Source organism: Paracoccus marinus (assembly GCF_007018965.1).
Lineage (GTDB): Bacteria > Pseudomonadota > Alphaproteobacteria > Rhodobacterales > Rhodobacteraceae > Paracoccus > Paracoccus marinus.
In genome coordinates this window covers 130366-153448 of sequence record NZ_VJYZ01000023.1, presented here as the reverse complement: position 1 = coordinate 153448, position 23083 = coordinate 130366, and the positions used below count along the sequence as shown (strand labels likewise).

23 protein-coding genes are annotated in these 23083 nt (G+C 67.0%); 14 read left to right on the top strand and 9 right to left on the bottom strand.

Annotation, left to right across the window (positions count from 1 at the left end):
• The first annotated feature begins 183 nt into the window (after positions 1-183).
• Together FNF32_RS15855 and FNF32_RS15460 are read left to right on the top strand one after the other, a co-directional pair.
• A complete protein-coding gene (locus tag FNF32_RS15855) occupies positions 184-825 on the top strand; it encodes a recombinase family protein (RefSeq protein ID WP_425467904.1) in 642 nt (213 codons plus the stop codon).
• Positions 770-985, top strand: a complete 216-nt coding sequence (locus FNF32_RS15460; RefSeq protein WP_221930714.1) for a hypothetical protein — start codon at positions 770-772, stop codon at positions 983-985. The genes FNF32_RS15855 and FNF32_RS15460 overlap by 56 nt, the downstream gene beginning before the upstream one ends.
• 260 nt (positions 986-1245) lie before the next feature.
• On the opposite strand, the gene FNF32_RS11310 is transcribed toward FNF32_RS15460, so the two are convergent.
• The gene (locus tag FNF32_RS11310; RefSeq protein WP_131673673.1) at positions 1246-2154 is read right to left on the bottom strand and encodes a LysR family transcriptional regulator; all 909 of its coding nucleotides are present in this window, start codon (positions 2152-2154) and stop codon (positions 1246-1248) included.
• A gap of 94 nt (positions 2155-2248) precedes the next feature.
• Between FNF32_RS11310 and FNF32_RS11305 the strand changes: the two genes are divergently transcribed.
• From FNF32_RS11305 to FNF32_RS11250, 12 genes are all read left to right on the top strand, one after another.
• The gene (locus FNF32_RS11305; protein ID WP_281285671.1) at positions 2249-3445 is read left to right on the top strand and encodes a lipid-transfer protein; all 1197 of its coding nucleotides are present in this window, start codon (positions 2249-2251) and stop codon (positions 3443-3445) included.
• Positions 3446-3486: 41 nt separating this feature from the next.
• The gene (locus FNF32_RS11300) at positions 3487-3978 is read left to right on the top strand and encodes an FAS1-like dehydratase domain-containing protein (protein WP_185961940.1); all 492 of its coding nucleotides are present in this window, start codon (positions 3487-3489) and stop codon (positions 3976-3978) included.
• Between the two features lie 8 nt (positions 3979-3986).
• Positions 3987-4448, top strand: coding sequence for a MaoC/PaaZ C-terminal domain-containing protein (locus FNF32_RS11295; protein ID WP_221930708.1), 462 nt, complete (start codon positions 3987-3989; stop codon positions 4446-4448).
• 2 nt (positions 4449-4450) lie between these two features.
• A complete protein-coding gene (locus FNF32_RS11290) occupies positions 4451-5611 on the top strand; it encodes an acyl-CoA dehydrogenase family protein (protein WP_131673675.1) in 1161 nt (386 codons plus the stop codon).
• Between the two features lie 4 nt (positions 5612-5615).
• Positions 5616-6473 (top strand): SDR family NAD(P)-dependent oxidoreductase, encoded by an 858-nt coding sequence (locus FNF32_RS11285; protein ID WP_246087798.1) that lies wholly within the window; start codon positions 5616-5618, stop codon positions 6471-6473.
• Positions 6474-6510: 37 nt separating this feature from the next.
• The gene (locus tag FNF32_RS11280) at positions 6511-7383 is read left to right on the top strand and encodes a branched-chain amino acid ABC transporter permease (RefSeq protein WP_131673676.1); all 873 of its coding nucleotides are present in this window, start codon (positions 6511-6513) and stop codon (positions 7381-7383) included.
• A 4-nt stretch (positions 7384-7387) separates the two neighbouring features.
• Positions 7388-8464, top strand: coding sequence for a branched-chain amino acid ABC transporter permease (locus tag FNF32_RS11275; protein ID WP_131673677.1), 1077 nt, complete (start codon positions 7388-7390; stop codon positions 8462-8464).
• On the top strand, positions 8461-9225 hold the full coding sequence (locus FNF32_RS11270; RefSeq protein ID WP_131673678.1) for an ABC transporter ATP-binding protein: 765 nt from the start codon (positions 8461-8463) through the stop codon (positions 9223-9225). The genes FNF32_RS11275 and FNF32_RS11270 overlap by 4 nt, the downstream gene beginning before the upstream one ends.
• A complete protein-coding gene (locus tag FNF32_RS11265) occupies positions 9222-9995 on the top strand; it encodes an ABC transporter ATP-binding protein (protein WP_131673679.1) in 774 nt (257 codons plus the stop codon). Before FNF32_RS11270 ends, FNF32_RS11265 begins: the two co-directional genes overlap by 4 nt.
• Positions 9996-10001: 6 nt before the next feature.
• Complete coding sequence (locus FNF32_RS11260; protein WP_131673680.1) at positions 10002-11846, top strand: AMP-dependent synthetase/ligase; 1845 nt, start codon at positions 10002-10004, stop codon at positions 11844-11846.
• Positions 11847-11889: 43 nt separating this feature from the next.
• Positions 11890-13059, top strand: a complete 1170-nt coding sequence (locus FNF32_RS11255) for an ABC transporter substrate-binding protein (protein WP_131673681.1) — start codon at positions 11890-11892, stop codon at positions 13057-13059.
• A gap of 63 nt (positions 13060-13122) precedes the next feature.
• The gene (locus tag FNF32_RS11250) at positions 13123-13980 is read left to right on the top strand and encodes an enoyl-CoA hydratase-related protein (protein ID WP_131673682.1); all 858 of its coding nucleotides are present in this window, start codon (positions 13123-13125) and stop codon (positions 13978-13980) included.
• A 262-nt stretch (positions 13981-14242) separates the two neighbouring features.
• Here the strand turns inward: FNF32_RS11250 and FNF32_RS11245 are convergent, their stop codons facing one another.
• From FNF32_RS11245 to FNF32_RS11210, 8 genes are read right to left on the bottom strand one after another with little or no spacing between them, the layout of a single operon-like run.
• Positions 14243-15421 carry a lipid-transfer protein gene (locus tag FNF32_RS11245; protein ID WP_131673683.1) on the bottom strand — a complete coding sequence of 393 codons (1179 nt, stop codon included), beginning with the start codon at positions 15419-15421 and terminating at the stop codon, positions 14243-14245.
• Positions 15422-15469: 48 nt separating this feature from the next.
• Entirely contained in the window at positions 15470-16954 is a 1485-nt protein-coding gene (locus FNF32_RS11240; protein WP_131673684.1) for a class I adenylate-forming enzyme family protein, read from the bottom strand.
• 10 nt (positions 16955-16964) lie between these two features.
• On the bottom strand, positions 16965-18515 hold the full coding sequence (locus tag FNF32_RS11235) for an AMP-binding protein (protein ID WP_131673685.1): 1551 nt from the start codon (positions 18513-18515) through the stop codon (positions 16965-16967).
• Positions 18516-18523: 8 nt separating this feature from the next.
• Positions 18524-19756 (bottom strand): thiolase family protein, encoded by a 1233-nt coding sequence (locus FNF32_RS11230; RefSeq protein ID WP_131673686.1) that lies wholly within the window; start codon positions 19754-19756, stop codon positions 18524-18526.
• 9 nt (positions 19757-19765) lie between these two features.
• The gene (locus tag FNF32_RS11225; protein ID WP_185961939.1) at positions 19766-20467 is read right to left on the bottom strand and encodes an ABC transporter ATP-binding protein; all 702 of its coding nucleotides are present in this window, start codon (positions 20465-20467) and stop codon (positions 19766-19768) included.
• Positions 20464-21213, bottom strand: a complete 750-nt coding sequence (locus FNF32_RS11220) for an ABC transporter ATP-binding protein (RefSeq protein ID WP_131673687.1) — start codon at positions 21211-21213, stop codon at positions 20464-20466. The genes FNF32_RS11225 and FNF32_RS11220 overlap by 4 nt, the downstream gene beginning before the upstream one ends.
• On the bottom strand, positions 21210-22166 hold the full coding sequence (locus FNF32_RS11215; RefSeq protein WP_221930707.1) for a branched-chain amino acid ABC transporter permease: 957 nt from the start codon (positions 22164-22166) through the stop codon (positions 21210-21212). The genes FNF32_RS11220 and FNF32_RS11215 overlap by 4 nt, the downstream gene beginning before the upstream one ends.
• Positions 22163-23020 (bottom strand): branched-chain amino acid ABC transporter permease, encoded by an 858-nt coding sequence (locus tag FNF32_RS11210; RefSeq protein ID WP_131673688.1) that lies wholly within the window; start codon positions 23018-23020, stop codon positions 22163-22165. Before FNF32_RS11210 ends, FNF32_RS11215 begins: the two co-directional genes overlap by 4 nt.
• Positions 23021-23083 lie beyond the last annotated feature (63 nt).

The following is a 23083-nucleotide window of genomic DNA, read 5'->3' as shown; positions in this document are numbered from 1 at the left end:
CAAAGCTGGGGCGCGCCGTCCGGCGGACGTGAACCGACGCTGCGCCGCGCAAGGCACGCGCGGCCTCAGCAAGAGCAGAATGGCTGAAGGTCTTGTCCCGGTCCCGTGTCGCGGGACGCAATCTCGTTGCGACCTATGTCGAGGGGCACCGCACTACGGTCAGCCTGCGGCTAAATCTAAGCGATGCGGACGAAGACAAGAGATCACTCCCTGAATCTTGGGAAAAGTCTTGTGACCGGCCTACTTGCACGACAAGCGCCGCAACCCGATGGAGATCATGACCGGCCGCTTGCAAGGCTGACGGTGTATCGCCAAACGTTACGACCATTGCCCGGGGGACGGCCTGTCCGCCATCGCGCTCGCTCACCTCATAGGTCAGCTCGGTCGATCATGCCCACCACCTTTCCCACTAATGAACCTCATGCGGGACAGCCGAGATCCGGAACGAGCCCGGACGGCTTCGCTTTGCTAGAACCTTTTGGAACTGGCGGCTCGGGATGGAGCTACGGGAAAGATGCTGATCGGCTACGCACGTGTTCGGCGGCCGATCAGCATCTGGCTCTGCAAAGGGACGCGCTGACCAAGGTCGGATGCGAGAAGCTGTTCACCGACAAGGCAAGCGGCGCGAAAGCCAATCGGCCGCAGCTCGCCGATCCCCTTACCTTCGGGGGGCCGGCGACAAGATCGACGTATATTGACGGTACGAAGACGGCAGAGCTTTGCCGCCGACATGGGATCAGCAGTGCGACGTGCCTCAGCTTGGAAGATCATGTTCGGCGGCATGGATGTGTCCGACGCGAAGCGACTGAAGGCACCCGAGGATGAGAGCGCCCGGCGCAAACGGCTGTTAATGCACTCGCTGCTCGACCAGGCTGCGCTGAAGGTTCTTCTCTCGCGAAAGTGGCAACGCCCGCCGCCGGGCACGAAGCGGTCGCTGTTCTCGTTAAGCGTCACGAGACGAGCGAGCGGCGGACGTGTACCGTGATCTGCGCGGCCCGGTCACGCGTCCGTTGTCTGAGCCGGTGACCGACGACGGCGAGCTGCGAGCTGCGAGCTGCGAGCTGCGAGCTGCGCGAGCAGCTACGGCCGGTGGCCTAGCGCAAACGCAAATTGCCTCCCGAGGAAGCCATTGCGGAGTCACGTTCGGCGATCGCTGAAACAATGCCTCCTTGATTAGAGATGGTGAGCGGCTGGGGTTTCGACTAGTGGTCTAATGCGACCCAGTCCGACGATCACCGCCGACCGCTATCGGTCGACCCTGCCGGTCAGCGGAAATTTTTCCAGCGCGTGGCGAAATTGTGCAATCTGACGGGTCTCGGGCCAGCGGGTGCGGGTGGCGAACGAGAATGGCATGGCGCGTCCTACATCGAACCGAATGACGCGGAAGCGCTGGCCGAATGCGGACGTGACCGCATAGCCCTCTGCCACGATCCCGATCATGTTCGTCGCGCTGACGATGTCCGCGACCATCGTGAAATGCTCCAGGATGTGCACGCTCCGTGTCCGGTGGCTTCCTTCGGCGCTGTGGATCGGCAGCTTTTCCATGTAGGTGCCCTGGTCCGGGAGGATGGTCGGGTACTGCGACAGGTCCTCGGCCGTGACCTTGGTGAGCCTCGTCAGCGGATGGTCCTTGCGGCAGAACAGGTTGGCGCGAAGCGGCGGGAGAGGCAGGCTGTCGAACTCGTCGACGACGGAGAGCCTTTCTTCCGCGCCGATGCAGATGTCCACGTCGCCCTGCCGCAGCAGGCGGATCCCGTCCTCGATGACCGAGGTGAACAGGTGCAGGCGGCAGCTCGGATTGTTCGTCACGAACCAGCCGACCGCGCGATTGAGGAGGCCCTCGATCGACGCCGGGCAGACGACGACGCGAAGAAGCGCGTCGCGCGTGCTCCGCTCGACCCGCGCATCGGCGATCAGCTGGTCCATGTCCGACATGATCCTGGACGCGCGGTCGATGAAGGCCCGCCCCTCCAGCGTCGTGGACACGCCGCGCGCCAAGCGGTCGAACAGCAGGTAGCCGAGGTCGAGCTCGACTTCGGATACGCTCTTCGACACCGCCGACTGGGTCACGCGCAGGTGCTGGGCGGCGCGCGTGAACGAGCCGAACCTGTCCACGGCGATGATGTGGCGAAGCTTCGTTGCGTTCAGAACCATTCCTCCCAGGAATGTGTCGGGAGATTTTTGAATTATGCTGATGCGAAAACAAGTGCAACGCTTGGCTCAGGAACCTATCTGGGGAGGTAAGGTTTTGACTGTCAGCGACGCGGACAAGGCACTCGTTGCCGGGGTCGGGATGATCCCGTTCACCAAGCCGGGTGCATCCGAAAACTACGACGATATGGCCGCTAGGGCGGTGCGTCTTGCGATCGAGGACGCGGGCCTCGCCTTTGCCGACCTGAAGCAGGCTTACGCCGGCTACGTCTATGGCGATTCAACCTGCGGCCAGAAGGCGCTCTACAAGGTGGGGATGACCGGCATCCCGGTCATCAACGTCAACAACAACTGCTCGACCGGATCGACCGCGCTGTGGCTTGCCCGACAGGCAATCGAAAGCGGAGCGGCGGACTGCGTCCTCGCATTCGGGTTCGAGCAGATGCGCCCCGGCGCGATCGGCAGCGTGTTTGACGACCGGCCCAGCCCCTTCGCCGAGTTCGACGCGGCGGTCGAGAAGCTCGCGGGCGACATCCAGCTGCCCCTGGCGCCGCGCTACTTCGGGGGCGCCGGGATCGAGCACATGCGCCGGCACGGATCCCGCCTCGAGGACTTCGCCGCCGTGCGTGCCAAGGCCAGCCGCCACGCGGCGCGCAACCCGCTGGCGCTTTTCCGGCAGGAGATCACGGCGGACGACGTGATGGCCTCGCCCGAGATCTGGCCGGGCGCCATGCACCGGCTGATGGCCTGCCCGCCCACCTGCGGTGCCGCGGCGGCGGTCCTGGTGTCGCGCGATTTCGCCCGCCGCCGGGGGATCGACGCCAGGGTCGCGATCGCCGCGCAGTCGATGACGACCGACACGCCCTCGACCTTCGAGAGCGAGGACATGATGCGGCTGGTCGGCTACGACATGACCGCAGCCGCGGCCCGGCAGGTGTACGAGGTCGCAGGCATCGGTCCCGAAGACCTGGACGTGGTGGAACTGCATGACTGCTTCGCGCAGAACGAGCTGATCACCTACGAGGCGCTGGGGCTCTGCGCACCGGGGGGGGCGTCGCAATTCATCGCCGACGGCGACAACACCTACGGCGGCGCGATCGTCACCAACCCGTCGGGCGGGCTGCTGTCGAAGGGGCATCCGCTGGGCGCCACGGGACTGGCGCAGTGCTACGAGCTTACCCACCAGCTGCGCGGCACGGCGGGAGAGCGGCAGGTCGAGGATGCGCGGCTGGCGCTGCAGCACAACCTCGGCCTCGGCGGCGCCTGCGTGGTGACATTGTACGAACCCGCGTGACGCGGTTTCGACGATTTCCAGCATCGAGAGGAGAACCAGGCGTGAGCGATACCATTTTCCCACCGCGCGGGTTGTTCAACCGGGCGACCACCGGACTGAAGACCGACCCGATCTTCTTCGACGTCGAGGCGGGCAGGATCTCGTTTTTCGCCGAGACACTCGGCGAAGACGATCCGGTCTATCACGACCGTGACGATGCGCGGGCCGCCGGGCACCCCGATGTCCCCGCGCCGCCGACCTTCCCGTGCGTGGTGGACCTTGAAACCAGCCGCATCGCGAAGCGCATGGGCCGGACGCCGATCTACGACCTGATCGGCTGCGACTACACGCGCCTGCTGCACGGTGAGGAAACCTACGAATACTTCGGTCCGATCTATGCCGGCGACCGGGTATCGTTCACCACCGAGGTCGTGGGTTTCGAGGACAAGAAGGGCGGCGCGCTGGAAACCGCCCGGCTCCGCGCCGAGATCCGCCACGCCCGACGCGGGCTCCTCGTCGCGATCGAGCGGGTGCTGGTCCACCGGCTGAACTGAGGGACAACATGAACGACATGGACACCGACACCGACGCCGGCTCCGACACCTGCCTGGCCCTTGCCCGTCCCGGCGACACCCTGCCCGAGATTCACTTCGGCCGGATTTCGCGGGCGACGCTCACGCTCTATGCCGGGGCATCCGGGGATCACAACCTCGTCCATATCGACACCGATTTCGCCCGTGAGGCGGGGCTCAACGACGTGTTCGCGCAAGGGATGCTGTCGCTGGGCGTGCTGGCGCGGGTGGCGTCGAGCTGGGGCGGCGCGGACAGGATCCGGCGTCTTTCCGGCCGCTTCATGGCCATTACGCCGGTCAACGCCGACCTGACCTGTTCGGGCGAGGTGGCCGAACGGCTGGAGATTGACGGCCAGCCTCATGTCCGGGTCAACCTCGTGGCCGAGATCATAGCCCCGGACGCAAGCCGGACGCGCACCATCGCCGGCGAAGCCATCATCAGGACCAATTAAACATGCTCGACACGTTTCTCGACCACGGCTGGATAAACGACGACCTGCGGGCTCACGCCGACAGCGTGCGCCGCTTCCTTGCCGCGGAGTACGAACCCAACCGCGACGCCTACACCGAAGCGGGACTGGTGGCGCACGAATTCTGGGAAAAGGCCGGCGCGCACGGCATTCTCGGCGCGTCCGTCCCCGAGGAATACGGCGGGCTCGGCCTGTCGCGGCTCTTCGACCTCGTGAGCATCATCGAGCAGGGCCGCACCGGCGACAGCGGCTGGGGCATGGTCATCCACAACATCGTGCTTCACTACGTGACCGATCTGGCCACCCCCGACCAGAAGGAGCGGTGGCTGCCGAAGCTCGCGTCGGGTGAATGGGTGGCCGGCATCGCCATGACGGAGCCCGGCACCGGATCGGACCTGCAGCGGGTGCGGACCACGGCGACGAAGGACGGCAACGAATATGTGCTGTCGGGATCGAAGACGTTCATCTCGAACGGCATGAACGCCGACTTCATCCTGGTCGTGGCCAAGACCGACCCGACCGCAGGCGCACGGGGCATCTCGCTTGTCGCGCTGGAAACCGCGGGCGCCGAGGGGTTCCGCCGGGGCCGCAAGCTCGACAAGATCGGCATGCGGCGGCAGGACACGCTGGAGCTGTTCTTCGACGACGTTCGGGTGCCGCGGACCAACCTCCTGGGGACTGAGGAAGGTGAGGGTTTCGTTCAGCTGATGACGCAGCTTCCGTGGGAGCGGCTGACCATCGCCTACTCCGCGCTCGCGGCGTCGCGCTGCGCGCTGCAGCATACGCTGGCCTACGTGAAGGACCGCAACGCCTTCGGCCAGCGGCTGATGGACTTCCAGAACACCCGCTTCCGGCTGGCCGAGGTCACGACCGAGATCGAGCTTCTTGCAGGTTTCCTCGACCGGCTGACCCGCGAGCTGGAGGAAGGACGGCTGACGCCCGAACGTGCGGCGATGGCCAAGATGTGGGGCACCGAGATGCAGGGACGGACGGTGGACGTCTGCCTGCAGCTTCACGGCGGCTACGGCTACATCAACGACTACCCGATCGCGGAGCTTTACGCCGACGCGCGGGTGCAGCGCATCTACGGCGGCTCGAACGAGATCATGCGCGAGATCGTCGCGCGCTCGCTGGACAGGAACTGACCCGATGGACACTCAAGCATTGCAGAAGGACGAACGGATGGCCGACCTCGCGGGCAGGACGGCCTACGTCACCGGCGCCGGGCGCGGGATCGGCCGCGCGGTGGCGCTGAAGCTGGCCTCGAAGGGCGCGGCGGTCGTGGTGAACGACCTTGACGCCGAACCGGCCGAGGCGGTCGTGGCCGAGATCCGCGCCGCAAGCGGCAGGGCCGCCGCGGTGCCGGGCAGCGTCAGCGCGGACGGGTTTGCCGAACGGTTCATCCAGACCGGCATCGACCAGTTCGGGGGCGTGGACATCATCGTCAACAACGCGGGCTACACCCGCGACGCGCTGATCGGAAAGATGACCGACCAGCAGTTCGACGCGATGATGGACGTCCACGTCAAGGCGCCTTTCCGGATCCTGCGCGCGGCCTCGTCGTTCATCCGCGACGCCGCCACGGCCGAGGCCGCCGAAGGGCGCGAGGTGTTCCGCAAGGTCGTCAACATCTCGTCGGTGGCGGGGACCAGCGGCAACGTCGGGCAGGTGAACTACTCCAGCGCCAAATCGGCGGTGCTGGGGCTGACGAAGACGCTTTCCAAGGAATGGGGCCGCTACAAGGTCAACGTGAACTGCGTCGCCTTCGGCTACATCGAGACGCGGATGACCGAAGCGTCGGACGAAAAGCGCGTCATCGAGATCGAGGGCGAGCAGATCGCCGTGGGTATCCCTGAAAAGGTCGCGCGCGGCATGATCGGAATGATCCCGCTCGGGCGGGCCGGCACGCCGGCCGAGGCTGCGGACGGGGTCTATCTCTTCTGTGCGCCGGAATCGAACTACGTCTCGGGGCAGGTGCTGGTGGTCGGCGGAGGGCTTTCGCTCTGACCTGAACACGCCGCGCAAACCTGGGGAGGGGGAACACATGCAGTGGACCGACGCGCTTCAACTGACGATCATCGGACTGGCGCAGGGATCGGGGTACGCGCTGGTCGCGCTGGGTTTCGTGTTCATCTACCGGGCGACCGAGATCGTGAACTTCGCCCATGGCGAGCTGATGATGCTTGGCGCCTTCATGGTGCTGACCTTCGCCGAACTCTGGGGGCTGGGGTTCTGGATGGGTGCCGCGCTGGGGATCCTGACGCTCGGCGTCGCCGGATACGCGCTGGATGCGGCGGTGATGCGCCGGATGATCGGGGAATCCCAGTCCAGCGTCTTCATCCTGACGGTGGCGCTCGGCGTCATGCTGAAGGCGCTGGCCGGGATGATCTGGGGCTACGGTCCGCGCAACCTGACCGTGCCGTTCCAGGGGACGGTCGAGGTCGGCGGGCTGGTGATCGCGACTAGCCGGATCGTCGTCATCGCCGGCACGATCGTCATCTGCGCGGGCCTCTACCTGTTTCTCAGCCGCACGAAGCTGGGCGTGGCCATGCAGGCGGCATCGCAGAACCAGCTGGCGGCCTATTACAGCCGCGTTCCGGTCAAGCGGCTGGTGTCGGTGATCTGGGCGATCAGCGCGATGGTCGCGGCGACGGCGGGCATGCTGATGGCGCCGGTGACGCAGGTCAGCCCGGAGATCACGGCGGTCGGCATCAAGGCGCTGGCGGGCGCGGTGGTCGGCGGCTTCGGCTCGATCCCGGGCGCGCTGCTCGGCTGCCTGCTGATCGGCGTGGCCGAGCCGTTCCTCGACTATGCGTACCCGCCGCTTCAGGGCGTCTATGCCTACGCCATCATGCTGCTGGTGCTGGTCGTGCGGCCGGACGGCCTGATCCCGCAAACCTTCCGCAAGAAGGTGTGACGCGATGCGGACCCTGTTCAAGACGAGCTACGCCTTCGACATCAACCACCTGGTCGATCCCGGCGAACGCGCCCGCGTCGGCTTGCTGATCCTTCTCGCGCTCGGTCTGCCGCTGCTGCTGTCGGACTATGCCCTGTCCGAGACGATGATGTTCCTGTGCTACGCGGTTGCAGGTCTGGGACTGATGGTGCTGACCGGCTTCACGGGGCAGGTGTCGTTCGGACACGCAGCCTTCCTGGGGATCGGCGGCTACGCGCATACCTGGTTCCTGATGCAAGGCGTGCCGTTTCTCCTTTCGCTGCCGCTGGCGGGGCTGGTGGCGGGGGCGGTCGGCGCGCTGCTGGGCCGCGCGGCCAGCAAGATGCACGGCTTCTACCTGGCGATCGCCACCCTCGCCTTCGCGATCCTGATGGAGACCGTCTTCGGCGCGGCGGAGCCGCTCACCGGCGGGCACATGGGGATCGAGGTGCCGCCGATCGCCCTGTTCGGCCACGTCGTCGAAAGCGCCTGGCAAAGCTACTACCTCTATCTCGCGGTGCTGCTGTTCCTCGTCTGGGGCGTGGCGAACATGAACCGCTCGCCCAGCGGCCGCGCCATGATCGCGCTGCGCGATTCCGAAACATCGGCGCAGAGCCTGGGCGTGAACATCGCCCGCGGCAAAATCGTCGCCTTCTTCATCAGCACCTTCATCACCGGCATCGCCGGGGCGCTGATGGCGCACCAGCTCATGTACCTGTCGCCCGAGACGTTCGGCCTGAACGAGTCGCTCAAGCTCTTGCTGATGATCGTCGTCGGCGGCCTTGGCACGATCAGCGGGGCGATCATCGGCGCCGTGTTCGTCTCGTTCCTTCCCAACGCGATCGAGGTGCTGCGTGGGGTGCTGCCCGCCGGCATTGGCGAGCAGGTAGGGCTTGAGCCGTTCCTGTTCGGCGCGATCATCGCCGGCTTCATCATCTTCGAGCCGGACGGGCTTTACGGACGCTGGCGGAAGTTCCGGCTCTTCCTCGAGACCTATCCCTATTACAAGCGCGCCAGCGCGGTCCGCCAGAAACGCTACCTCAAGACGGGGCGGTTCAGATGAGCACCCTTTCCGTTCGCAACATCTCCGTCGCCTTCGGAGGAAACAAGGCGCTGAGCGACGTCTCGTTCGATGTCGGCCCGGGGCAGATATTCGCGATCATCGGGCCGAACGGCGCCGGGAAGAGCACGATCTTCAACGCCGTCAGCCGCATCTACGACGTCGCGACCGGCTCGATCAGCTTCGGAAGCCACGACATTCTGGCACTTGCGCCGCATCAGGTCGTGGCGACCGGCATCGCCCGCACCTTCCAGAACATCGAGCTGTTCGACAACGCCACGGTGCTGCAGAACCTTCTCGTCGGCTGCCACAGCCGCATGTCGCGCAACATGCTGGCCGACTTCCTGTTCCTGCCCTCGGTGCGACGGGGCGAACTGGCGGCGCGGCACCGGGTCGAGGAGATCCTGGACCTGCTGGATCTCCAGCACCTGCGGGGCGAACGCGTGGCCGACCTGCCGTACGGGGCGCGCAAGAACGTGGAACTGGCGCGCGCGCTGTGCGCGGATCCGAAGCTTCTGCTGCTGGACGAACCCGCCTCGGGGCTGAACCCGGAGGAAACGACCGACATGGCCTTCTGGCTGAAGGACATCAAGGAAGAGCTGGGCGTCACCATCCTCATGGTCGAGCACGACATGAACCTTGTCGGCCGGACCGCCGACAGGGTGCTGGCGCTGGCGAACGGCCGCGTCGTGGCCGAGGGCACCATCGCCGAGGTTCAGGCGAACCCGGACGTGCAGGCCGCCTATCTGGGGGTGACGGCATGAGCGGCGTTCTTCTGGAAACACGAAACCTCGAAACCTATTACGGCCCGATCATGGCGATCTCCGGGATCAGCCTTTCGGTCCGGACGGGCAGCGTGGTGACGGTGCTGGGCGCGAACGGCGCGGGCAAGACGACGCTGCTGAAGACCGTGTCCGGCGCGGTCGACTGCAAGAAGGGGCAGGTCATCTTCGACGGGGTCGAGGTCCAGAACCAGCAACCCGACCGGGTCGCGGCACGCGGGATCGGTCACGTGCCAGAGGGGCGCGAGGTTTTCCCCTTCATGTCGGTGGACGAGAACCTGTCCGTCGGCGCCTGGGGCCGAAAGGACCGCGACGCGGTGGCGCGCGATCTCAAGCAGGTTTTCGCCTATTTCCCGGACCTCCGGGCCAAGCGGGATCAGATGGCGGGCTTCCTGTCGGGCGGGCAGCAGCAGATGCTGGCCATCGCCCGCGCCTACATGGGCCGCCCCAAGCTGATGATCCTCGACGAGCCGTCGCTGGGTCTGTCGCCGCTGCTGACGCAGACGATCTTCGGGATCGTTCGCCGCATCAACCGGGACGAGGGCGTGACGATCCTGCTGGTGGAACAGAACGCCCATGCCGCGCTGCAACTCGCCGACCACGGCTATGTCCTGGAAACGGGGCGGGTGGTGATGGAGGGCACCGGCGCCGAGCTGACCGAAAGCGAGGACATCAAGGAATTCTACCTCGGCCGGGCCGAAGCCGGCGTCCGCGGCGAGAAGCGCTGGAAGAAGCGCAAGACCTGGAGGTGACGGATCATGCTGGATACATCGGGTGACCGGCGCGAACGTGCCGAAATCTCCTTCGCAGGTCAGAAGACCATCTCGGCGCTGTTTCGGGCCCGCGTGGCCCAGTGGGGCGACCGCGTCGCGATGCGCGACAAGGAACTGGGCGTCTGGCGGGACTACAACTGGAACGACTATGACCGCTTCGCCCGGCAGATCGCGGCGGGACTGATCGCCGACGGTTTCCAGCCGGGGCAGGTCGCCGCGATCCTTTCGGAAACCTGCAAGGAATGGGTCTTTGCCGATATGGGCGTCCACCTGAGCGGCGGCACCGTCAACGGCATCTACCCCACTTACCAGCCCGGACAGCTCGAATACGCGCTGAACGATTCCGCGGCCTCGGTGCTTTTCGTCGAGGACGAGGAGCAGCTGGACAAGTTCCTCGCCGTCCGCGACCGGCTGCCCGGCATCCGGCGGGTCTACGTCTTCGACTGGAAGGGGCTGCGGAACTTCGACGATCCGCTGGTCGTCCCGCTGGACGAACTGCTGCGCCGGGGCGCCGCCTTGCGGGCCGAGGGCGCGGACGACGAGATCGACGCCCGTGTCGATGCGGTGCGGAACGAGGATACGGCGATCCTGATCTATACCTCGGGCACGACCGGCCGGCCGAAGGGCGCGAGGATCCCGCACAGCTACCTGCTGTTCCAGATGAGCATGGCGCCCGATCCCCTGCCCGTGGGCGAGGACGACGACGTCCTGACCTACCTGCCGCTCTGCCACGCCGCCGAGCGGCTGCTGTCGCCCGGCATGTCGCTGGGGCACGGGCTGCGGATGAACTTCGCCGAAAGCTCGGAAACGGTGTTCCAGAACATCCAGGAGCTGTCGCCGACCTTCCTGTTCGCTGTCCCCCGCATCTGGGAAAAGTTCTATTCGCGGGTCTCGACGCTCATGGCCGAAGCGACCTGGGCCGGGCGCGCCGGATACCGGCTGGCGCTGGCCATCGGCTATCGCCGCGCCGACCTGCTGATCGCGGGGCGGCCCATTCCGCTGTCGCTGCGGCTGGCGGGCAAGGCCGCCGATGCGCTGGTGTTCCGCAATCTCAAGCTGTTGCTCGGTCTCGACCGGGCGCGTGTCCTTCTGTCCGGCGCGGCGCCGATCTCGGCCGAGCTGATCCGCTGGTACCTCGCGATGGGGCTGCCCATGGCCGAAATCTACGGCCAGACCGAGACCGGCTTCGCCACCATGACCCGCAAGGGGGAAGTGCGCCCGGGAACCATCGGCCACCCGGGTCCGGGCATCGAAGTGAAGCTGGGCGAGCAGGACGAGATCCTCGTGCGCTCACCCGGCATGTTCAGCGGTTACCTGAACATGCCCGAGGCGACGGGCGAAACGCTGGTGGAGGGCTGGGTCCGCACCGGCGACGTGGGCAGGATCGACCCGGACGGCTCGTTCCGGATCGCAGACCGGCTCAAGGACATCATCATCACCGCGGGCGGCAAGAACATCACGCCGAGCCAGATTGAGAACCAGCTGAAGTTCTCGCCCTACATCTCGGACGCGACGGTGATCGGGGACAAGCGCAAGTACCTGTCCTGCCTCATCATGATCGACCGCGACAATGTCGAACACTACGCGCAGACCCGGTCGATCCCGTTTACCGACTACCGATCGCTCTGCGCCCGGCCCGAGGTCGTGAAACTGGTCGGATCCGAGGTGGCCCGCGTCAACTCGCAGTTCTCGCCGGTCGAGCAGATCAAGGCCTTCCGCCTGATCGACGTAATGCTGACGCCGGAGGACGAGGAGCTGACGCCGACGATGAAGCTCAAGCGCAGCTTCGTGGCGCAAAAGTATGCGCCGCTGATCGAGCAGATGTACTGACGTTCGCCTGATCGTTTCTATTTCTTTGGGAGGGGAAAGCAGAATGAAAACGTGGAAGAAATTGGCGCTCATGGTGGCCTTGGGCAGCCTTGCGGCCATGACGGCCGAGGCCGAGACCCGCGGCGTCACCGATGACAAGGTGATCATCGGATCGCATTCCGACCTGTCCGGCCCGCTGGCCAGCTGGGGCGTCTCCGCCATCAACGGCGCGAAGATGCGCATCGACGATTTCAACGCAGCCGGCGGCGCGAACGGCCGCACGATCGAGTTCCTCGTCGAGGACAGCCAGTACCAGGTGCCGCTGGCCGTGCGGGCGACGAACCGGCTCGTCCAGCGCGGCGACGTCTTCGCGATCCTGCTGGGCACGGGCACGGGGCATACCCTCGCCTCGTACGAGATCACTGACAAGCTCGGCATCCCCAACGTCTTCCCGCTCAGCGCAGCGCGGTCGCTGGCCGAACCGGTCCATCCACTGCACGTGTCGCTGTTCGTGAGCTACCAGGACCAGGCCGCCGGCGCGATCCGCTACTTCAAGACCAAGGACAACATCGAGACGGTGTGCCTGCAAACCCTCGCCAACGAATACGGCGAGGAAGTCACCGAAGGCGTGCGCGCGGTGAGCGAGGAGCTCGGCATCGAGATCGTCCAGACCGGCTCTCATCGCCCGACCGAAACCGACTTTGCCGGCGTGTCCACCGCGATCCGCAACGCCGACTGCGATCTCGTGTATCTCGGAACCTCGGGCCGCGACACGATCGCGCTTTACACCACGCTGCGCCAGTTGGGGGTGACGGCGCCGATCGTGGGCAACATGGTGTCCTATCTTCCGGTCGTCGCCACGGCCGCCGGCGGAGCCATGGACGGGCTCTATGTCGTCACCCCCGTCGTCGATGCCGACTGGAAGAACGCCGACGCCTTCCAGGCCGACTTCGTCGCCAGATACCGTGCCGCGTTCGGCCAGGACCCGACCGTGCAGAGCCAGATCGGCTGGATCGCCGCCGACCTCACGACCAAGGCGCTCGAGAAGGCCGGTCCCGACCTGACGCCGGACAGCTTCATGCAGGCGATCCTCTCGATCGACGACTACTCCGATCCCTTCGGCGGACCCTCGCTGTCGTTCAGTGCCGAGAAACGCTTCGGCGGCGACAGCCTCGAGCTGCTGCAGGTGGAGAACTCGGCATGGGTGGAGCGCGAGCGCGAGCTTCCGTTCTGAGCCTTGCGAACCAGGACGGGGCGGCCGCCGAGCCGCCCCGCCATCTTCAGTCGGAGGAACCGGATGGAGCATTTCGTTCAGACCCGCGACGGTGGCGTCGCGGTTGTCACCCTGAACCAGCCCGACAGGTTGAACGCGCTGACGCCCGGCGGGTTTTCGGACCTGCGGGACACGCTGTCCCGGCTGGCCGACGAGCCGGACACACGAGCCTTGGTGATCACCGGCGCGGGCCGGGCGTTCTGCGCCGGGGCCGATCTCGGCGGCCTGCGAAAGATGATCGGGACCGACGCCGGCGGCGGCATAGATCCCGACCTGATGCGCGACCTTTTCGACACCGCCGTCAACCCCGCGCTGAGGGCCCTAACCGGGATGGAGAAGCCGGTGGTCTGCGCGGTCAACGGCATGGCTTCGGGCGGCGGCGTCGGGCTGGCGCTGGTCGGCGACGTCGTGTTGGCGAGCCCTTCGGCCGAGTTCCACCTGCCCTTCGCGCCCCGTCTGGGCATCGTTCCCGATGCCGGCGCAAGCTGGCTGGTGACGCGCGCGCTGGGGCGGCCGCGCGCGCTTGCGGCCATGCTGACCGGCGCGCGGATCGGCGCGACCCAAGCGCTTAACTGGGGCATGGTGTGGGCGATCGAACCCGAGGGCAACCTGATGGCCGCAGCCTGCGACTTGGCCGCCCGGCTCGCGGCGCAGCCGTCCGCTGTCCTGCCCTGGCTCAGGCAGGCGGTCGACAGCGCCGCCGGCCAAAGCTTCGCGGCGCAGCTGGACCTCGAACGCGATGCCAACGCGGCGCTGTGCGCGACGCCCGATTTCGTCGAGGGGGTCAACGCGTTCCTCGAAAAGCGCACGCCCCGCTTCGGGCGAGACGTTCCCGACGTCGAAAGGACGGAGCGGTCGCAGCCGTCATCTGCGGCACTTTAGCGCCAGCACCGCGGGAAGCAGCGAACCCGGACGGGGCTGATCCGCGCGAGCGGACAGCACCGCCGGACCGGCCGGATGCCCCGGTGCGTGCAGTCAATGTCGTCCACGTCGGCCAGCCACTCGCCGGCGACCTTATCATCGGCATGCAAAGCGCATCGGCGTGCATGGGTTCATCTCCTGCGCCGAGGGCCGGCACCTGAAAACTCAGGATCGGGCCCTCGCCCTTTTAGGTCGTGGCTGATCGGAGCAGGCCGCGACGTTGTCAGCTGCGCTCGTAGAGCGTCAGCACCGCCGCTCCGCCAAGGCCGAGGTTATGCTGCAGCGCGATCCGCGCCCCATCCACCTGCCGGTCGGCGGCAGTGCCGCGCAGTTGATGCGTCAGCTCGTAGCACTGCGCGAGACCGGTGGCGCCCAGCGGGTGCCCCTTGGAAAGAAGCCCGCCCGAAGGGTTGGTGACGTAGCGGCCGCCATAGGTGTTGTCGCCGTCGTTGACGAACTTCTCGCCCTCACCCTCGCCGCAGAGGCCAAGGCCCTCGTAGGTGATCAGCTCATTCTGGGCGAAGCAGTCATGCAGTTCGACCACGTCCAGGTCCTCGGGGCCGACGCCTGCCGCGTCGTAGATCTTGCGCGCCGCGCGGCGGGTCAGGTCCGCGCCCACGACATCGATCATGTCGCGGGTCTCGAAGGTGGACGGGGTATCGGTCGTCATCGCCTGTGCGCGGATGCTGACTGAGGCGTCGATGCCGTGGCGCCGCGCGAAGTCTTCGGACACGAGAACGGCTGCCGCGGCTCCGCAGGTGGGTGGGCATGCCATCGACCGGGTCATGACGCCGGGCCAGATGACCGGCGCGTTCATCACCTCGTCCACGGTCATCTCCTTGCGGAACAGCGACAACGGATTGCGGGCGGCGTGGCGGCTGGCCTTGGCGCGGATGCTGGCGAAGGTTTCCATGCTGGTGCCGTATTTCTGCATGTGCGACTGCCCGGCGCCGCCGAAGTAGCGCAGCGTCATCGGCATGTCCTGGACATCGACCAGCTCGTCGGTCGCGGTGTCGAAGTCGAGGAACGGCGAGGGACGGTCGTCGAACACCTGCGAAAGCGCGCCCGGCTTCATCTGTTCGAATCCGACCGCCAACACGCAGTCCGACATGCCGCTTTCGATGGCCTGCCGCGCGAGGTACAGCGCGGTCGAGCCGGTCGAGCAGTTGTTGTTGACGTTCACGATGGGCACGCCGGTCATGCCGACGCGATAGATCACCCGCTGCCCGGCCGTGGAATCGCCGTAGACATAGCCGGCGAAAGCCTGTTCGACGGACTCGTAATCCACACCCGCATCCTCGAGCGCGAGGCGGATCGCCGCCTCTCCCATCCGGTCATAGGGGTCCGAGGCGCCGGGCTTGGTGAACGGGATCATGCCTACGCCGGCAACGATGGTCTTCATGGGGATTTCTCCTGTCATTGGGTTGGCCACGTCATGGCGCGGCAGAGATCAGAGAAGCTTGCGGAGGTCGGTCTTCAGGATCTTGCCGTAGCTGCTCTTGGGCAGGCTCGGCAGAAAGCGGTACTCGCGCGGGCGCTTGTAGCGCGCCATCTGGTCGAGGCAGTGCCGGTCGAGGTCGTCGGCCCCGAGGTGCGGGTCGCCCGAGACGAAGGCGATCACCTCCTCCCCCCAATCGGGGTGGGGGCGACCGATCACGCTGACCTCCACGACGCCGGGGCAGGTCAGCAGCACCTCCTCGACCTCGCGCGGATAGATGTTCGATCCGCCCGAGATGATGACGTCCTTGGACCGGTCGAGCAGGGTCAGCACGCCTCCGGCGTTCAGGCTGCCGATGTCGCCCGTGTGCAGCCATCCGCCGCGCAGCGCGCTGTCGGTCGCCGCGGCGTTGTTCCAGTAGCCCGCCATGACGACGTCGCCCTTGACCACGACCTCGCCGGGGCTGCCGGGCGCGCAGTCCGCCCCGGTGTCGTCCACCACGCGGACGCAGACGCCGCTGCGTGCGATCCCGACCGAGCCCAGCCACTCAGCCCCGATCAGGTCGGGCCGCGACAGCAGGTGGTGCGGCACGTAGGTGATCGTGCAAGGCGCCTCGCCCTGCCCGTAGCCGATCCAGATTCGCGGCCCGAGCGCGTCGAGCGCCCGTTGCAGGTCCGACACGTAAAGCGGCGCGCCGCCGACGAAGACCAGATCCAGATGGTCCAGTGCCGCGTCATCAAGCGTGCCATCCTCGACGAGACGCCGCAGCATGGTCGGGGCCGCGAAGAAGCTGCACCCGGAATGGTGCCGCAGAAGGCCGGCCAGTTCGCGGGTGTCGAAACCGCCGCTTTCGGGGATCACGTGGGCCGCGCCCCGGAGCGCGAAGGCCAGACCGATCAGCCCGGCCGCATGCGACAGCGGCGCGACGTGAAGCGCGCTCGACGTTTCCGTGATCGGGCAGAAGTCGGCGAGGAAGGCCAGCGTCATCGCCCACAGGTTGCGGTGCGTCAGCATCGCGCCCTTTGGCCGTCCGGTGGTGCCGCTGGTGTAGAAGAGCCATGCCAGATCGTCGGGCGCGACCTCTGCCGCGCGCAGGTCGCCGCCGCCTTCGGCGATGCGGGAGTAGCCGACGGTTGCAACCTCGATCAGCCGGCACCCGTCCGGCACCTCGACCGGCTGCTCCGCGAAGACGACGGAGGCACCGCTGTCGGACAGGATGTGGAGCAGTTCGCGCGGGTGAAGCCGCACGTTGACCGGGACCGCCACGTGGCCCGCCGCCCAGATCCCGTAGAGGATCTCGAGGTATTCAGGCCGGTTCGACATGAAGGCCGCGACCCGCGAGCCGGGGCCGAGCTGCATCCGCCCCAGTTCCGCGGCGATCCCCGCCGCCCGCCGGGCAAGGTCGGCATAGCCGTGCAGGACCTCCGTCCCAAGGCAGACTGCCGGGCGCGTGGCGAATGCGGCCGCGGGCTGGACCAGCGTCATGGCAATGTTCATCGACCTATCCTCAGATCATTCGCTTCCGGTCCGCCCAGTAGACGTCGCGGATGTCCTTCTTGCGGACCTTGCCGACCGGGCTGCGCGGCAGTTCGTCCCAGACTTCGACCGACTTCGGTGCCTTGACGCTGCCCAGGCGGGACTTGCACATGGCGATGATTTCGGCCGCGTCCACGCTCGCCCCGGGCTTGAGTTCAAGCACCGCCTTCACCGCCTCGCCCCACTTGTCGTCCGGCACCCCGATCACAGCGCAGTCCTGCACGGCGGGGTGGCTCCAGATCACCTGCTCGACCTCGCTGGGATAGACGTTGAAGCCGCCCGAGATGATCATGTCCTTCTTGCGATCAACGATATAAAGGAAGCCGTCGTCGTCGATGCGGCCGATGTCGCCGGTGTGGTGCCAGCCGAACTGCGAAACTTCCGCAGTTGCCTGCGGGTTCTTGTAGTACCCCGTCATCACCAGGTTGCCGCGCACGACGATCTCGCCCGGCTCGCCGCGCGGCAGAAGGTTGCCGTCGTCGTCCATGATGGCGACCGGGGTGAGCAGCGTCGGGCGGCCGCAGCTGGCGAGCCGGTGCAGGCGCGCGGGATCGTCGAGCACCAGGTGGTCCTCGGGCTTGAGGATGGTGCAGAACATCGGCGACTCCGCCTGTCCGAAGGTCTGCATCATCACCGGCCCGAACGTCTTCAGGCACTCGCGCAGCTTGTCGATGGCCATCGGAGCGGCGGCATACATGAACTGCCGCAGACTGGAATGGTCGTGGTCGCCCAGGCCGGGATAGGCCAGCAGCATGTAGATCGCCGTCGGCGGCAGGAACAGGTGGGTGACGCCCTCGGCCTCGATCGCCGCGGCCACCCATGCGGCGTCGAAGCCCGGCAGGATGACACTGGTGCCCCCCGCGGCCATCAGGGTCAGCGCGAGGACGCCGGCGGCATGGGTCATCGGCGCCACGCAGAGGTGAACCGGATCGGGCCCGGGATCGACTGTGGCGTAGTAGTTCGCGATCATCGTGACCCAGTTCAGCTGCGTCAGCATGATCCCCTTGGGCCGACCCGTGGTGCCGCCTGACGACAGGATGCCGACCAGGTCACCGGGTTTCAAGGCCACGTCGGGGTCGGTTGCCGGCGCCTCGGCCCACCAGTCCTGCATGGCGGGCGCCGACGATCCCGTGCGGTCGATGCAGACCAGTTCGCGGATCTTCGGGCAGTCGGCCCTGATCCGGTCCAGGATCGCCTCGAAGTCGCTGTGGTAGAAGAGGATCTCCACGTCGAAGGCGTCGAGGATGTAGGTGTTCTCTGCGACCGCGTTCTTAGCGTTCACCGGCACCCAGGCAACACCCGACCGGAACAGGCCGATCATGGCGACGAAGCCCTCGACGCAGTTGGGACTGTAGATGGCGGCCTTCTGCCCCGGGCTGTAGCCCGCGGCGGCGATGGCGTTGGCAAAGCGGCAACTGCGCGCCTTCACTTCGCTGAAGCTGAGGGAAGTCCTGTCGTCCTTCAGGCACACGCGGTCAGGGCTGATGGCAACGCCGCGGTCAAAAAGATCGATGAGCCGCATGTTCTTTCCTATTTCTGCAGAAGAGTGATGACGGCCGCAGCCTCTTCGAACCCAAGGAAGCCGCCGCCGTTCTCGGCCAGTGCGACCCGCGCGTCGGCGACCTGACGGGCGCCCGCCTCGCCGCGCAGCTGCGTGACGAGCTCGTGGATCTGCGCCAGTCCGGTGGCCCCGATGGGATGGCCGCGGGATTCCAGACCACCCGATACGTTGACCGGAACCCTGCCGCCGAGCGTGGTGGCGCCCGAGGCGGCCAGCCGGCCGCCCTCCCCCGTCGGGCAGAGCCGCAGCAGTTCGGTCTGCTGCAGTTCCGCGAATGCTGTCGCGTCGTGGACTTCGACGACACCGACGTCGTCCGGCCCGAGCCCTGCCAGTTCATAGGCCCGGTCGGCGGCGCGCCGGCAGACATGACTGTCGAGGTCTTCGGGCGCCCGGTCCGACCCGGCGGTCAGCACCGATGCCGCGATGCAGACGGATCGTCCCCGCCCAAGCTCGCGCGCCTTGCGGTCGGATACCACCACGGCGGCGGCGGCCCCGTCGCTGATGGGCGCGCACATCGGCAGCGTCAGCGGCCACGAGATCAGCCGAGCCTCCAGCACCTCCTCGCCCGTCATCGGCGTGCGATACTGTGCCTTGGGGTTCAGCGCCGAATGGGTGTGGTTCTTGGCCGATACCGCTGCGATGTCGGCGATCGTGGTTCCGAAGCGGCCCATGTGGTAGCGGGCAAGTGCCGCATAAACGTCGATGAAGACACTGCGCTGCCCCGGCTCGGGCGTCCCCGGCGGCGGCTGGACCGCCGCGCCCAGTAGATCCAGCCGAGCGATGGCGGTGGCCGGGTCCGACACGTCCCAAGCGCCGTCGAAGATGGCGAACGACCGCGCGCGGTCGGGCGAATTCATCTTGTCGGCACCCACCACCAGCGCCACGTCCCCCTGCCCCGACGCGATATGCGCCCAGGCCGCATTCAGCGCGCTGCTGGAACTGGCGCAGGCGTTCTCGATGTTCATCACCGGCACGCCTCCGAGGCCAAGGTTCCGCGCAACGACCTGTCCGCGCACCAGATGCTGGCCCTCGACGACCCCCTGCGAGGCGTTCGCGAAGAAGATCGACTGGACGTCCTGCCGCTGCAGCCCCGCGTCGGCCAGCGCCTCGTCCACCGCCTCGGCGGCGATGTCCGACAGCGACCGGTCGAAGAACCGGCCGAACCGGGACATGCCCACGCCCTGTATCCAGATGTCCGTCACGGTGATCTCCTAGATGCTGATGAGGGCTTCGACGCGCGCGCGGTCGGCCAGCAGGTCGGCGGTCGTGCCGCTCCACAGCATCGCGCCGTGGTCGATGACATACTGCCGGTGCGCCAGCTTCATCGGCACCCGCAGGTTCTGTTCGACCAGCAGGATCGCCATGCCCTCGGCGTTGATGGTTCGCATCGCCTCGGTCAGCTGTTCCACGACCAGCGGCGCCAGCCCCTCCGTCGGCTCGTCCAGCAGCAGGACCGCGGGGTTGGTCAAAAGGCCGCGGGCAATCGCGAGCATCTGCTGCTCGCCGCCCGACAGCGTGTTGCCGGGCTGGGCGCCGCGATCCTTCAGCACCGGAAACAGTCGCCACACCCGGTCCATCGTCCAGGGCCCCCGCCGGTCCATGACCTGCGCGAGGACCAGGTTCTCGTGAACCGAGAGGTTGGCGAAGATGCGCCGGTCCTCGGGGACGAAGGCGATCCCTCGGCGCGCCAGTTGCGACGGCTTCAGCCCCGTCACGTCCTGCCCGCCCAGCACGCGCCGTCCCGCCCGCAGCGGGGCCAGCCCGATCGCGGCTTTGAGGGTCGTGCTCTTGCCCGCGCCGTTGCGCCCGATCAGGGACACGATCTCGCCCTGCCCGACCGCGATCGAAGCACGTTGCAGCGCCTGCGCCTTGCCGTAGAAGACGTCGGCTTCCTCGAGCGCGAGGATGCTCATGGCTCTTCTCCCAGATAGGCGGACCGGACAGCGGGGTTGTTGCGCACCTGTTCAGGCGAGCCGGTCGCGAGGATCTGCCCCTGCACCATCACGAGGATCTCGTGCGAGATCCGCATCACGACATCCATGTTGTGCTCGATCAACAGGACGGTGCGCCCGGTGACGATGCGCTGGATCAGCCCGATCGCGCGTTCCAGCTGCTCGTTTCCAACCCCGGCGAGCGGTTCGTCCAGCAAGAGGACGCGCGGCTCGCCCAGGAGGGTCAGCCCCACCTCCAGCGCGCGCTGGTCGCCGTGCGACAGGTACTCCGCCGGGCGGTGGGCGAGCCGCGTCAGGCCGACCTGTTCCAGCACCCGCTCGGCGGCCTCGCGGACCTTGAGGAAGCGTCCCGCCGGCAGCCAGAACGGCTGCACGCGATAGCGGTGCGCGAACGCCGCGATCTCGAGGTTCTCCAGCACGGTCATGCCCGCGAAGATCTTCGTGATCTGGAAGCTGCGGCCCAGCCCCGCCCGGGTGCGGGCGTGGATCGACAGGCCGGTCACGTCCCGGTCATCGAGGAAGGCGCGCCCCTGGGCGACCGGCACGTGACCGGACAAGGCGTTCATCAGCGTCGTCTTGCCGGCCCCGTTCGGCCCGATCAGGCCATAGACATGACCGGGACGGAACTCGTGCGTGATCCCGCTGAGCGCCTTGAAGGCACCGTAGGCGACATGGATGTTCTCGCAGCGCAGCAGGCCCCCGGTCATCGGCCTTCTCCTTTGTCGCGGTCGCGGCGCGGGGCGAACAGGCCCGCGATGCCGTTCGGCAGGAAGATGGTCGCGGCGATGAACACGGCGCCGAGGATGCCGTACCAGTACTGCGTGTACTGGCTTAGTTCTTCCTTCAGCAGCTCGAATACGGCGACCCCGAGGACCGGCCCCAGCAGGGTGCCCTTGCCGCCGAGAACCGTCATGATCAGTACGTCGCCCGACACTGACCAGTGCAGCATCTGCGGGCTGATGTAGAAGATCAGCGATGCCAGCAGGGATCCCGCCACCCCCGCATAGGCGCCCGAGATGACGAACGCCGCCTGCCGCAGGCGCTGCACATTGTAGCCAAGCTGGGCCGCGCGGACCTCGTTGGCCTGCACCGCCCTCAGCGAGCGCCCGAACGGCGACGCGCGCAGCAGCGCCATCAGGCCCAGCCCGATCAGGAACACGACGACGATGAAGACGTAGAAATTGTCGTTGTCGTATAAGTCGATCCCGAACAGGGCGGGACGCGGCACCCCGGCGATGCCGTCCAGCCCGCCGGTCAAGCCCCGCAGCTTCGTTGACGCCAGCACATAGATCATCTGCGCCAGCGCCAGCGTCAGGAGCGAGAAGAACAGCCCCGACACCCGCACCGCGAAGATGCTGAGGCCGAAGGCCATCGCCGCGCCGACCAGCGCCGCCATGCCGAGGGCGGGCATGAACCCCCAGCCGTGGGCGACGGTCAGGATGGCGAGCGCATAGCCCCCCGACCCGAGCAGCGCCGCGTGTCCGAACGACAGCATGCCCGCGGTGCCGAACACCAGGTCGAAGCCGATCGCGAACAGCGCCCAGACGAGAATGAGCGCGACGAGGTTCGCCGCCTCGCCCCCGGTCCACACGAACGGCACCAGGATCATCGCCCCGACGATCAGGCCCATCAGGGCCGTGCCCAGCCAAGTTGTCTTCATGCCGTGCGCCCCTTCACGCTGAACAGGCCCGCCGGACGGAACATCAGCGTCCCGATCAGCAGCGCGAACGTGATGAGTTCGACCCACTCCGTCGCGTAGGTGTACCCGGCTGCGCGGGCCATGCCGATCAGCAGCGACGCGAGGATGGCGCCGCGGATGTTGCCGAGGCCGCCGATGATGACGACGATGAAGCAGTCGATGATGATGCTGAAACCCATGCCGAGCTCGATCGGGACCAGCGGCGCCGTGACAGCCCCGCCAATCGCGGCAAGCCCCGCGCCAAGCGCGAACACCGCCGTGCGCACCCGTGACACGTCGATCCCGAGCGCCTGCGCCATGTCCGCGTCGGCGCTGGCGGCGCGGATCACGATGCCCCACTTGCTGCGGTCCAGAAGCAGGAACAGCGCCAGCGAGACGGCCGCGCCGAAGCCGATCACGAACAGCCGGTAGGACGGGATCATGCTGCCGAACAGCTCGACCGGCTGCGCGAACAGCGCGGGCGTCGGCACCTGCTTGTAGTCGAGCCCCCAGATCACCTTGGTCAGTTCGTCGATGACCAGGATGAAGCCGAAGGTCAGCAGCAGCTGGTAGATGTGGTCGCGGTCATAGACGCGCCGCAGCGCCGTCATCTCCATCAACGCGCCGAGCAGCGCGACGACGAGCGGTGCGACCAGAAGCCCTATCCAGAACGAACCGGTCATCGTGACGACCTGATAGCAGATGTAGGCGCCCAGCATGTAGAGCGCGCCGTGGGCGAAGTTGATGACGCCCAGCATGCCGAAGATCAGGGTCAGCCCGGCCGCCAGAAGGAACAGCAGGAAGCTGAGGCTGAGGCCGATGATGAGGATGGACATGGACAGTGTTCCGGCGTTCGGATGGCAGGCCGGCCCGGGGCGTCAGCGTAAGCCCCGGACCGC